The organism is Paractinoplanes toevensis, assembly GCF_018332695.1.
Lineage (GTDB): Bacteria > Actinomycetota > Actinomycetes > Mycobacteriales > Micromonosporaceae > Actinoplanes > Actinoplanes toevensis.
Genome location: NZ_BOQN01000055.1, coordinates 1 through 12322, shown reverse-complemented (window position 1 = coordinate 12322; position 12322 = coordinate 1). Strand labels below are relative to the sequence as shown.

At 67.9% G+C, this 12322-nt stretch carries 11 protein-coding genes; 5 read left to right on the top strand and 6 right to left on the bottom strand.

Translation table 11 applies throughout. The features are described 5' to 3' along the window. Nucleotides 1-89 precede the first annotated feature (89 nt). A complete protein-coding gene (locus tag Ato02nite_RS21050) occupies nt 90-1067 on the top strand; it encodes a glycoside hydrolase family 5 protein (protein WP_246607272.1) in 978 nt (325 codons plus the stop codon). 87 nt (nt 1068-1154) lie between these two features. On the opposite strand, the gene Ato02nite_RS21045 is transcribed toward Ato02nite_RS21050, so the two are convergent. Both Ato02nite_RS21045 and Ato02nite_RS21040 read right to left on the bottom strand, forming a co-directional pair. After that, complete coding sequence (locus Ato02nite_RS21045) at nt 1155-2915, bottom strand: RICIN domain-containing protein (protein ID WP_213008309.1); 1761 nt, start codon at nt 2913-2915, stop codon at nt 1155-1157. 246 nt (nt 2916-3161) lie between these two features. Further along, the gene (locus tag Ato02nite_RS21040; RefSeq protein ID WP_246607271.1) at nt 3162-4178 is read right to left on the bottom strand and encodes a cellulose-binding domain-containing protein; all 1017 of its coding nucleotides are present in this window, start codon (nt 4176-4178) and stop codon (nt 3162-3164) included. A 394-nt stretch (nt 4179-4572) separates the two neighbouring features. Here Ato02nite_RS21040 and Ato02nite_RS21035 point away from each other — a divergent pair, with 394 nt between their 5' ends. Continuing rightward, nucleotides 4573-5913, top strand: coding sequence for an MFS transporter (locus Ato02nite_RS21035; RefSeq protein ID WP_213008307.1), 1341 nt, complete (start codon nt 4573-4575; stop codon nt 5911-5913). A 26-nt stretch (nt 5914-5939) separates the two neighbouring features. Continuing rightward, a complete protein-coding gene (locus tag Ato02nite_RS21030) occupies nt 5940-6719 on the top strand; it encodes an N-acyl homoserine lactonase family protein (protein ID WP_213008306.1) in 780 nt (259 codons plus the stop codon). Nucleotides 6720-6867: 148 nt separating this feature from the next. Here the strand turns inward: Ato02nite_RS21030 and Ato02nite_RS21025 are convergent, their stop codons facing one another. The 3 genes from Ato02nite_RS21025 to Ato02nite_RS21015 form a co-directional block, all read right to left on the bottom strand. After that, complete coding sequence (locus tag Ato02nite_RS21025) at nt 6868-7893, bottom strand: zinc-binding dehydrogenase (protein WP_213008305.1); 1026 nt, start codon at nt 7891-7893, stop codon at nt 6868-6870. 421 nt (nt 7894-8314) lie between these two features. Beyond that, nucleotides 8315-9100, bottom strand: coding sequence for an SDR family NAD(P)-dependent oxidoreductase (locus Ato02nite_RS21020; RefSeq protein WP_213008304.1), 786 nt, complete (start codon nt 9098-9100; stop codon nt 8315-8317). Between the two features lie 194 nt (nt 9101-9294). Further along, entirely contained in the window at nt 9295-9726 is a 432-nt protein-coding gene (locus Ato02nite_RS21015; protein ID WP_213008303.1) for a MarR family winged helix-turn-helix transcriptional regulator, read from the bottom strand. A gap of 342 nt (nt 9727-10068) precedes the next feature. On the opposite strand from Ato02nite_RS21015, the gene Ato02nite_RS21010 reads away from it, so the two are divergent. Beyond that, entirely contained in the window at nt 10069-10449 is a 381-nt protein-coding gene (locus Ato02nite_RS21010; protein ID WP_213008302.1) for a hypothetical protein, read from the top strand. A gap of 120 nt (nt 10450-10569) precedes the next feature. Here Ato02nite_RS21010 and Ato02nite_RS21005 read toward each other — a convergent pair whose 3' ends face one another. Next, nucleotides 10570-11130, bottom strand: a complete 561-nt coding sequence (locus Ato02nite_RS21005; protein WP_213008301.1) for a TetR/AcrR family transcriptional regulator — start codon at nt 11128-11130, stop codon at nt 10570-10572. A gap of 116 nt (nt 11131-11246) precedes the next feature. On the opposite strand from Ato02nite_RS21005, the gene Ato02nite_RS21000 reads away from it, so the two are divergent. Next, on the top strand, nt 11247-12035 hold the full coding sequence (locus Ato02nite_RS21000) for an SDR family NAD(P)-dependent oxidoreductase (RefSeq protein ID WP_213008300.1): 789 nt from the start codon (nt 11247-11249) through the stop codon (nt 12033-12035). Nucleotides 12036-12322 lie beyond the last annotated feature (287 nt).

Sequence of the window (12322 nt, the reverse complement as noted above, 5' to 3'; positions counted from 1 at the left end):
CCACCAGGAACAACAATCGAGAACGTGATGAGGTATCGGCATCCCGTCGCCGATCCCTTCGTCACGTCCTGATCAGCGCCCTCGCCGCGGTGACGCTCGTTCCGGTCGCCGCGGTCAGCGGTGCGTCCCCGGCCAGTGCGGTCACCAACCAGTTCAAGGGCATGAACTGGGCCCGGGTGGGCGACAACTTCACCACCGGTACCCACGTGCTCGAAGGGCTGAGCAGCTCCGACAGCTACAGCACCGTCGTGGGCAAGGCTAACACGATCTACAACGGCATGGCGGCCCTGGGCGTCAATACCGTCCGGCTGCCGATCAACACCCAGGACACGTCCACCAGCTGGTGGACCGCCTACCGGGGCACGATCGACGCCGCGACCGGGCGCGGGTTCAAGGTCATCCTCGCCTATTGGGAGGACGGTGCCGCGTCCGGCGGCAAAATCACCAACACGAGCGCCTTCATGACGATGTGGAACACCGCGGTCGCCGCCTACGGCGCCAACAGTCAGGTCTACTTCGAGCCGATGAACGAGCCGCACGGTTACAGCTCGGCCGACTGGCGCAACTTCGCCGCCTCGTGGCTCAGCGCGCATCCGTCGGTGCCCAAGGGCCGGGTGCTCATCGGCGGCACCGGTTACAGCCAGGACCTGCGCGACCTCTGCAACGACAGCCGCTTCAGCGGAACCCTGCTGTCCTACCACTACTACGCGTTCTTCTACGGAACCAAGACCTATGAGCAGTGGCTCAGCGATTTCGGCACCCGCCTCGGCAGCTGCTCGTCGCGGGCGGTGCTGACCGAGTACGGCGCCCAGATGGACAACGGCCTCGACTACAACAACGCCGGCGGTACCGACAACTTCGTTCGGTACCTCCGCGCTGTCACCGAACGCCAGCGCGCTCTCGGCATGGGTGGGGTCTACTGGCCGGCCATCGGTGGCAAGATCGCGTCGGGCAAGACCTGGGACCCGTACTCCATGTACTCCAGGTCCGGCAGCGGCACCAGCCAGATTCTGACCGTGCGCAACAGTAGCGGTGCGAACCGGATCAGATACGGCTGGGGCCTCTGAGAACGCGGACCGACGCCGGTTCCGGCACAGTCCCGGTGGGACTGCCCCACGCGGGGAAGTTTCGCCCACCGGGCCGGCGGTTCGCGGTCAGCCGGCGAGCGGCATCACGCGGGCGATCCTGATGGAGGTGCTGCTGCTCCCGGCGGCGGGGTACGCGGCGCTGCCGTCCGCGTACGCCTTGAACGCCAGGTAGTCGTGGTCGCGCACGGCAATGGTGAACTGGTCACCGACCGTCTGCGCGGTCCCGGCGTCGTAGACCTGCGCCAGCATCGACGTGCCCGACTGCCAGGCCAGCAGCATCCGGTCGTTGCCGTAGCTCACCAGATGCGGGTGGCTGGTCGCCGCGGCCGTAGTGACCCTCTGGTCGGACGCACCCGTCGTGAAGTGTTCCAGCCGCGCCGTGCCGCCCTGGCTCCACGCCGTCCAGTAGCCGCTGGTCTTCGCCAGCACCAGGTCACCGCCGAACAAGGTGCCGTCACACGCGCCTGCCACCACCGTCCGGTACGGGACGGGCTGCGCTATCCGGCAACCGTTGTCGGTGGCACACACCATGACGAATTTGCTCGTCCTGGGGTCCCACACGATCCGCGAGGTCCACGCGTGACTGCACCCGAAGTCGAAGCCTTGCCCGGTGACCGGCGCACCCTTCGCGTCGACCACCTGCATCCGGTCACCTTCGTGGATGTCCACGCAGCTGCCGTTCTGCACGGTGATCGCCACCCCGAAATAGGCCGCGTAGCGGCTGCCGTCCGTGGCCAGCCGGCCGTGGTGCTGGTACCACCAGACGAACCGGGCGCCGTTGTCGTAGCCGCCCCGGGCGTCGGTGAGGTTGGTGACCTGCTGCTCCCACACCTGGTGGCCCGCTGTGTCGAACCGGATCATGTGCATCGTGTTGCACGGACTAGAGGTGCCTCCGCACAGCGGGCCGGTGTGGCAGTCGCCTCTGCGGGTCAGCAGCAGCACCCCGCCGGTCGCGTCGGCCTGCACGTCCTGCAGGTCGATGCCGTCGAAGCTGGTCGGCGTGCCGACGAGTTTGTCCTCGCAGTCGAGCCGGCCCAGGTACACCTTGCTGTCAGTGCCCAGCCAGGCCAGCCACGAGCCGCCGTCCGGTGTGGCCGCGATGGCCGTCGGGAGCGGCTCGGTGTCGCCCTCGCCGCCGTAGCCGGTGACCGCCGACCCGACGTTCACGTCGGTGACCCGCACCTGCGGGGAGGAGGCCGCCGGGCGGTCGCAGACACCCGTGGCAGGCCCCGCGCTGGTCGAGGCGGACGGGCTCGCGGTGGCGGTGGCGGACGTGCTCGCGGTCGTGGCCTCCGGCGCCGAGGTGCTCGTCGACGTAGTCGTGCTCGGGGTGCCGGCCGGCGACGCCGACGGTCCGGCCGGCAGCGTCAGCCGCCACTGCTGGTTCGGCTGGCCGGTGCATCTCCAGTGGATGACGGCGGCGCCGTTTGCCGTGGACCGGCCGGACACGTCGACGCACCGGCCGTTCTGCACGTTCTTGAGCGCGTAGCCGTCGCCGGAGCGGGTCGCGACGAACGTCTGTGCGGCACCGGCGGTGCACGTGGCGTCCAGCCGGATCGGTGTGCCGGTGTACACCGCGAGGCAGCCGGTGCCGCTCAGCGGGGCGATCGTGTAGCCGCCGGTGACGGCGGTGAGCCGCAGTGCCTGCCGGGCGGCGGACCCGGCGGAGCAGGCTTGCTGCGTTACCGGCTGGCCGGTGCCCGCGCTGGACAGGCACTTGCCGCTGTGCACGGCCTCGATCGTATTGGGCAACGCCGGTGTGATCGTGGCGGCGGAGGCCGTCAGCGCGGCGAACCCGCCACCTGCGGCCATGACCATGGCAGCCATGGACACGAACAACCAACGCCGCGAGAGCGCGAGCTTCTTCACGGAGGACGTCTCCAGATATGTGTACGGGGGCAGGCGGCGCCCGGCACGCCGCCATGACGGTCCCGGACAGGACCGGCGTCGATGTTCCACAACGCAGGGCCCCAGCACTGGTCAACTAAGACGAAGATAAGGCAGCCTTCAATGAATGTGCCCGCGGGCGGGCCGATCGCGGCTGATCGCCCCACCCGCACGCACTGACGTCCGTCAGGACAGGAAACTGGCGAACGGACCGTTGAGGATGCCGTTCTTCTGGGTCTGACTGAAAGTGCAGTTGGGGTAGTCGTAGAGCGAGGCCGACATGCAGGTGCCGTCGGTCGAGGTGGCGTCGGGCAGGCCGAACGCGTGGCCCAACTCGTGGACCATCCCGCCGTACCAGCGGTTGATCGGGCCGTTGACACCCGCGGCGCCGTCCGCGTCGTGGCCGCTGAGCAACACCCAGCCGTTGCCCCCACCGCCGCCGGACTTGTTCGTCTCCTCGGCGCTGACCTCCTCGACATTGATCCACCGGCTGTCGGCGCCGAACCGCTGCTGCAGCTCGCGCTGCCCGTTGTCGACCACGCACCAGTAGTGGTCGCTGCCGGTGCAGTTGTTGGTGATGTACCAGTTCGTGTCGTGCAGGCCGTTGACCACCTCGACGACCGGGTTGTTCAGCGTGAACGTCTTGCCGAGCTGAGCCTTGAAGAACCGTTGCGCTTCCTTCATGACGCTGGTGATGCCGTCGGGGTACCGCTGGTCGAACGCCTTGTCGGTGGGCTTGAGCCAGTAGACCCGGACGGTCCTGGCCGGCGGCGTTCCGTTCGGCGGTGCCGTGGTCGGTGCGGTCGTCGGCGTCGTGGTCGGCTTGGTGGTCGGCGGGCTCGTCGCGGGTGTCGTGGTAGTGCTGCCGGTGCAGGCGACGTTGTTCAGGGTGAAGCCGGTCGGCACCGGGTTCGACCCGGTCCAGGTTCCGTTGAAGCCGAACGACGCGCTTGCGCCGGTGGCCAGTGCCGCGTTGTAGCTCACGCCGGCCGCGGTGACCGCCGCCCCGGACTGGGTCACGGTGGCGTTCCACGCCTGGCCGACGGTCTGCCCGGCGCCGAACGACCAACGCAGCGTCCACCCGTTGATCGGGTCACCGAGGTTGGTCACCGCCACGGAGGCGCCGAAACCGCCCTGCCATTGCGAACTGACCGTGTACGACACCTGGCAGCCGGCGGCGGCGGCATGCGCCGTCATCGTCATGACCGAGAGTGTCGCGCCCAGGCCGGCCGCGAGCACGACTGCCAAAAGGCGCCGAGTACGTCTGAGTGCCATCTCGTTTCCTTCCTGATGGAGGCCGGCTCCGGGCGTGCCCTTGTCCCGGCCCATGTGTGCGGAGCGCACCGAAACCGTTTTCGGGAACGTATCAGAGACTGATGAGAATCGATAGTCTAGCCGGGGTTCAGCTGGACATAGTTCGTGAACGGGTACCGAAAAGTTTTCGGAACGTCATCGCCGCGCACCTGATGGTCTGTCCAGACCTTTGTGTGCGTTTGACAGTGCTTGGAAGCCGTTGCAGGCTGACTCTGATGTACTCACCCGTTAGTACATTGTGCCCTGCAGGGCCGCCGCAGGCTGGACGGCGAGGAGGTAGGTCATGGTTGCTTCAGGCGGCAGGGGAGGGGCCGTTCTGGCGGCGCGGTCTGCGTGGATCGGAAGTGCCCTGGAGTACTACGACTTTTTCCTCTACGGCACCGCCGCGGCCCTGGTCTTCGGGAGGGTCTTTTTTCCGGATGACGATCCGGCCGTCGGCACGCTCGTCTCGCTGGCGACGTTCGGTGTCGGGTATGCGGCGCGTCCGTTGGGCGCGGGCGTCCTGGGGCACGTCGGTGACCGGCACGGCCGCCGGCGGGTGCTTCTGCTGACGGTCGTGGCCATGGGTACCGCCACGTTTCTCATCGGCTGCCTGCCGTCGTACGCCGCGATCGGGATCACTGCGCCGATTCTGCTGGTACTTCTCCGGCTCTTGCAGGGCTTCTTCGCGGGCGGCGAGCAGGCCAGCGCCAATTCCGCGACACTCGAGCACGCCCCGGAAGGGCGCCGAGCGTACTTCAGCAGCTTCACCCTGATGGGCACTCAGGGCGGCCAGGCGATCGCGACGGTCGTTTTCATTCCTATTGCCGCTCTGCCGGAGCATTCCTTGCTGACCTGGGGCTGGCGCGTGCCGTTCTGGATCAGTGCGATCGTCGCGATCGTCGCTGTGCTGATCCGTCGCTCACTGCAGGAGACCCCGGTTTTCGTGCGCGGGGCTGAACGCGACGATGTCGCTCGGGTGCCGCTCGCGGAACTGTTCCGGGACCACTGGCGGGCCGTCCTGCGGGTCGTGTTCGCCGCGGTGATCGCCACGCCGAGCACAATCTTCACCGTCTGGGCGCTCTCGTACGCGGTCAACACGCTCGGCCTGGACAAGACTCCCATGCTGTGGGTGGGCGTGCTGGCCAACGCGGTTGCCATGGCCACCATCCCGCTCTGGGGCCGCCTCTCCGACCGGATCGGGCGCAAGCGACAGTTCGTCGCCGGGTCGATCGGCAGCGCCGCGATGACCTTCGCCTATCTCTGGTCGATCAGTACGGGCAGTTATGCACTGATCTTCATCGTCGGCGTCCTGTTCTTCGGGGTCGTCTACACCGCGACGAGTGCTGTCTGGCCCGCGTTCTACGGCGAGATGTTCCCGGCGCGGGTGCGGCTGTCGGGCACCGCGCTGGGCACCCAGATCGGATTCGCGATAGCCGGATTCGTCCCCTCGATCATCGGCTGGGCGGTGGGGTCAGGGCAGAGCGCATGGATCGGCGCGGCCCTGATCACCTCGCTGCTGTGCTTGGTGAACATCGTCGCGGTGAGCACCGCGCGGGAGACCTTCCGCGTGCCGACCGCGCAGCTCGGTGCGACTGGTCTGCGGTCTCCGAGGTTGGACGGCGCCGGGAAGGCGTCCTCCTGATGTTGGCCCGCGGTACGACGCCCGGCGTGTCCACCGTCTACGCGCTGCAGTACGGGCGGCGAGCCGGCGTGCGCGGTGAGCACTTCCTCGGTTGGGACTCGTCCAGTGGCGAGCCGCACGAAATCGCGTACTACGCCTGGTTGGTGCTCTCGGCCGACCGGACGATATTGGTCGACGCCGGAATGGACCCGGACCGCGAACCGCCGTTGAAGGGCTGGTCGTTCCGGACGTCGGTGCCCGCTCTTCTGGCCGACGTCGGGATCTCACCGGCCGGCATCGATACGCTCGTGCTCACCCACCTGCACTACGACCATGCGGGCGGGGTTCGCTCGTTCCCCGCTGCGCGGGTTTTCGTTCAGGCAGCTGAGCTGGCCTATTGGGCCGGCCCGGCGGCGCGGCGGAACGCGCGCGAGGCCTGGCTGCTCGATCACCAGGATCTCCGCCACGTGGTGGCGTTGATCGAGGGCGGCCGGGCGGTCGCGTTCGCCGGTGACGGTGAGGTCGCGCCCGGCGTGTCCGCGGTCCTGGTCGGCGGCCACACCGCGGGAATGCAGATTGTCGCAGTGCGGACGGCGACCGGACCGCTCGTGCTCGCGTCCGACGCCCTGCACTTCTTCGAGAATCTCGAGACGGATCGACCGGGCACGGTTCTGCACTCGATGCCGGAGGTCTATCTCGCGTTCGATCGGGCCAGGGAACTGGCTCGGGGCGGGCCGATAGTGCCCGGCCACGACCCGTCGGTGCCGGATCGATGGGGATTCCGATCGCGGTCTGGCCTGCCCGCCGGGGTGACCAGGCTGGCCTGAACTCGCAGACGAGGAGGAGACCAGGAATGAGACCGAGCCGCGGACTTCACCGGTCAACCCTGCCTGATCATCGGATCAACCGACGCAACAGAGCCTCGGCGAGATCCTCGTGGCGGGGTTGCGACGAAGATCTGACGCCGATCGTGGGTTAAAACTGGACGAGGGCTTTGAGGACTTCGCGGTCGTCCATGGCCCGGTACGCGGCGGGGACGTCGTCGAGGGTTACGGTGCGGTCGAAGACCTTGCCGGGGTTGACGGTGCCGTCGAGAACGTTGGGCAGCAGTTCGTCGACGTAGGCCCGTACGGGTGCTGGGCCGCCGTTGAGGGTGATGTTGCGGCCGAACAGGCTGGCGAAGCCGACCGGCGCCTCTTCGTACTGGGGTACGCCGACGCGGCTGATGACGCCGCCGCCGCGGACGATGCCGACGGCCTGGTCGTAGGCGGGCCGGTGCCCGACCGCTTCCAGGACCTTGTGCGCGCCGCCGGCGGTCAGCTCGACGACCTTGGCGATGCCTTCTTCGCCGCGTTCGGCGACGACGTCGGTGGCCCCGAACTCGACGCCCAGATCGGTACGGACTTTGTGCCGGCCCATCAGGATGATCCGTTCGGCGCCGAGCTGCTTGGCCGACAGGACGGCGAGCAGCCCGACCGCGCCGTCTCCGATGACCGCGACGGTGTCGCCGGCGGACACCTTGGCCATCTTGGCGGCGTGGTAGCCGGTGCCGTAAACGTCGGCCAGGGTCAGCAGCGACGGCAGCAGGGCGGTGTCGACGCCGGTGGGCAGTTTGTACAGGGTGCCGTCGGCGAGGGGAACTCGGATCAGTTCGGCCTGGGCGGCGCTGAAGAATCCGAACTCGGGGTGTGCGCAGGCGGTCTGCACGCCGGCGCGGCAGAACTCGCAGGTGTTGTCCTGGTACGAGAATGAGGCGACGACCAGGTCGCCGGTCTTGACGGTGGTGACGTCGGTGCCGGCCTGCTCGACGACGCCGAGGAATTCGTGGCCGACCGGCATGCCCTGTTCCTGTTCGGGCAGGTCGTGGTAGGGGTGCAGGTCGCTGCCGCAGACGCAGGACCGCACGATACGCACGATCGCGTCGGCCGGCTTCTGGATGCTCGGGTCGGTGGTGGTCTCGACGCGGACGTCACCGGCGCCGTACATGAGGGTGGCACGCATAGTGAGAAGCTCCAGAGGTGAATTGAGTGGCGATTGTGTCGTCGGACGAGCAGGGCGGCGCGGAAGTTCTGGTGGCTTGTTGGCCGGGTGGGCTACCCGTAACGGCGGCTGTTATTTCGTGCGAACGACGGCGATGTTGAAGTCGAAGTTGCCGATCACGGCCACCAGGTCGAAGTAGGGCAACGTCTCGGTGAGTCGCATTCCGGTGACCAGGTCCGCCGACGGCCTCGGGCGTTACGCCGCTGACTCCGGACAGCCGCCGCTTGGCAGCTGAGGGAACGGCTCCAACGATTCCCTACCGACCAGGCGTCAGCACACCGACGCGCCTGGCGGATCCGCTGCGAAAGTGCGCTTTCGGAAAGGCTGACGACACGCGCTGCCGCACCACCATCTTCTGCCCACAGGCGGTGAAGCCCGACGTCTACGAGCTGACGTAGCGGGCCGCGAGTGTGGGCTGGTTACCACCGGAGAGCCATGCGGCCTCGGCGGCTTGCAAAGCCTCCAGGGCGGTGGCCGGGTCCTCCAGTCCGGGCGCGCAGATCGTCTCGCCGAGTCGCAGCCCGGTCAGGCTGGCCGAGGCGACGTCTTCCGGCGACATCGCCCAAGGGATGCGGTGGCCGGCGCCGCTGTTCCATTCCGTGGCCACCACACCGGGGCACAGCACCTGCACCTGCACCGGGCTGTCGGCGAGTTCGTTGGCCAGAGTGCGGGTGAAGCCCAGCGTGGCAGCTTTCGCCGCGACGTACAGGGCACGACGAGGCGCCCGCGCCTCGGTGCTGCCCGCGCTGAAGGCCAGCAGCGAGGCGACCGTGATGATGGCGCCTTCACCGGCCGTCAGCATGCCGGGAAGGCCGGCACGAACCAGACGGATGGGAGCGACAGCGTTGAGAGTGAGCAGCCGGTCGACGTCGGCCGGGTCGACATCGGTGAACGGAGCGTAGCCGCCGTCACCGGCGTTGCTGATCAGCAGACGCACGTCGCCGGTGTCGAGGCGTTTGGTGACGGTGTCGATGCCGTCGTGGGTGCCGAGGTCGGCGGCCAGCACCTCGACCGCCGCGCCGCGGGGCCCCAGTTCCTCGGCGAGGCCGCTGAGCCGGTCGGCGCGTCGTGCCACCAGGACAAGGTCGTGGCTGTCGGCAAGGTTGCGGGCGTAGGCGGCGCCGATGCCCGACGAGGCGCCAGTGATCAAAGCAAGAGGTCGATTCACGAAACTAGGGTGACTCAACCGTCGAACTAGTGTCAAGCGTTTGATATAAGGTAAGCGTCGTATAGGTCACAAAACGTAGCTGCCGATGGGTCGGGAACGGCGCTGGGACGCGTGATCATTCTGATGCTGGGCACCTTGTCGCGAGCTGGCGGCACGCCTAGCCGGCGAAGCGCCGCTACCGAGGTGTGCGGTGCTCAGGCCTTACGGAGTGCGGCGGCCAGTTGGTCGAGTAGCGCCCGAAGCTGAGTGGTCTTGTCGGGGCCGAGCGCTTCGGTGGCTTGTCGCTCGACATCCGCGACGACTGCATCGGCCGTACGCAATGCTTCCCGTCCGGCGTCGGTGAGGTGCAGTTCTTGCACGTGCCGATGACGCGGATGTTCGCGGCGCTCAAGTTGCCCGCGATCGGCCAGCCGCGCGACCAGCGAAGCCACAGCCTGCGGGGTGACGTTAAGACGGCGGGCCAACTCGGCACCGGTCAGTCCCGGGTCGGCGTGCAGAGAGATCAAAAGGGTGTAGTGCGCGGTTGCCATGCCCAGCGGCCGAAGGCGTTGCTCCTTCAGGGCCTGCACTGCCAGTTCCGCACGGCGTAGCGCCCAAGTCACCCGGTCCAGCGCGTCACGCTCCACGGGCTCATCGTCTCGAGTCACCCGCGCACAGTACAACGCTTAACGGCTATCAAGCGGTTGACCGCTGCGGAGTGCACCGCGCCGGCCGGCTGCGCTACATCGGCCGGACCGCACAACTCACGCTGAGCCAGCAACAAGAGGCCGGCCAGATGCTCACCGCCGCCACCGGTGATCACCCATGGCCGCAACCGCTACCCGCGGCCTGGATCGGCCAGCCCGAACGGCGCGAGCCTCAGCCCTACCTGCAAGTCGCGCCGCTGCTGATCGCCGAGATCGTGGCCGACCAGGCGTACGACCGAGGCCGAAACCGCCGAACCCGGCGAACAGGTAGAGCACGGCAAAGTGTCCATTAATGACCGGGGCCTGCTGCTTGTCCGGCACGGCGCCGGCACTTGGCTAATTCAAGGATCGGCGGACGGGTTGATCTACGCCGCCGGGGACCGGCTGGCGTGGCTGTTGCCGTTACTGGAGCAAAGCCCAGCCGGCATCAGCGCGATGCTGCCTCACTTGTCCTTGGCCGACACGCCGCTACCCGCCCTCGTGCGGTTCGCGCTCACCGCCTGGGGTGAATACTGGCCCGCGCTTGCACTCGACTGGTTGGAGTCCGGCTGGCCGATCCAAGAGCTACTCGACGTGCTGGCTGAGATGAAGGATTCCCGCGAACTCTCCCAGCCGCTTCGCCACAGAGCGGCTCACCTGTGGCGCAAAGTGGTACTGCCGTGACGGCCTGACGAGGCCGTGTCTCGGTGGCCAGCACCGGATCGCGGCAGATCCGTGCACCGACTTTGCATCGCAGTTCCTAGCCCGCACTTCAGCCTGGCTCGGCCCTGTTCCTGAATGGCATCAGGAACGAGGTTGCGGTTTGCCGCCGAGGGCGCCGAGCACGCTGCGGATCAGCAGCGCCGACCGGGATTCAACTTCGTCGCCGCCGTCGGCCAGTTCCGCGGCGTCCGCGGGCAGCAGATGCACCTCGTGCAGCAGTGCGAGGTAGACATTCCGGCACCAGGTTGGCTGCGCGGCGGTGATCACGCCGGATTCGTGCAGGCGCGCGAAGAGCAAGTCGATACCTGCCAGGACGTCGTCGTCGGGCCCATGGCTGAGGTCGACGACGAGGCGGTAGCTCGTCTTGACCTCGAAGGCACTTTCGGTAAGGCGGTGCAGGGCGACCATTGGGGGTGCCGTCCCCACTCGGGCCTGGTCGATGCCGTGCCGGTAGCGGTCGTTGAACCGCTCGGACAGGGCGTCGACCAGTGCTTTGCGGGACGCGAAGCGGCGGTGGACCGTCGCGCGAGCCAGCCCCGCAGCGTCGGCGATCTTCTCGAGGGAGGCGCTCGCGTCGTCAGCGAGAACTTTCTCGGCGGCTTCCAGGATCCGCGCAGTGCTGCGCTCCGCGTCTGCCCTCACGGCATCACCATACCGAAGCCTTAAGTGAGACTCTACTGACTCAGTTATTGACACAGTGGCGACTTAGGTGTTGCATCTGCTGCATCTAGACCGGTCAGCCGAACAGGAGCACAACCATGGATCTGAACCTTGCCGGTAAGCGCGTCCTCGTGACCGGCGCGAGCAAGGGCATCGGCCTCGCCGTCGTCCGCGCCTTCCTCGACGAGGGTGCCGTGGTCTCCGCCGTGTCCCGGCGCAGCTCCCCCGAGCTCGACACGACCACGGCCACCTTCGTACCGGCTGACCTCGCCGATCCGGACGGTCCGCGGCGGATGGTCGAGACCGTGCTCGCCGCCGACCCTCGCCTCGACATCCTGATCAACAACGTTGGTGGCGGCACCACGACAGCCGAGGCTATGGCCGACCCCCTCGACGGCGACGACGACCGGTGGAACGAGGTCTACGCCCTGAACCTCTTCGCGACCGTACGGACCACCCGCCACGCCCTACCGGCACTGACCCGCTCGCGAGGAGCCATCGTGAACATCAGTTCCAGCAGCGCCCGCGCCCCGTTCGGCACACCGCTGGCCTACACCAGCGCCAAGGGCGCCCTCAACACGTTCTCCCGCGGCCTGGCCGAGAAGGTCGCCGCCGACGGGGTCCGGGTAAACGTCGTCACCCCCGGCGGCACGCACACCGACCTGATGGCGGGCAAGGACGGCTACCTCGCCACAGTGGCCGGGACCATGGGTATCGACCACGCCGATCTGCTGGCCGCAATGCCGGCGAACGGAGGCATGCTGACCGGCGCCCTGATCGACCCGGCCGAGATCGCCCGCGCGGTGCTGCTGCTGGCCTCCCCGGTCATGCCGAGCACGATCGGCGAGATCTGGGCGGTGGACGCCGGCTCGGTCAAGGCCGTCTGACGCAGCCCGGGCTGGTTCGCGGATTACGCACCAGGCAATGGGCGGAGTGTCGGGGTGGCCGGCCATCCTGCGGTCCGGGTTGCCCGGCCGGGATAGCGGCGCGATGACCTGCCAATGTGCGTTCGTGGTGTCCGACGGTTGCGGCGGACTCGACTGCTGGGCAGGTGATCAACAGACACGGAAGCTGCGGTGGTCTGCCGGCCTGTAGCGATGGAGGGGCGACAGGGTGCTTGGTGGTGGTCGCTTGCTGAGGTTCGGAGTTGACATCTCGCCTGCTACCGCTGGCC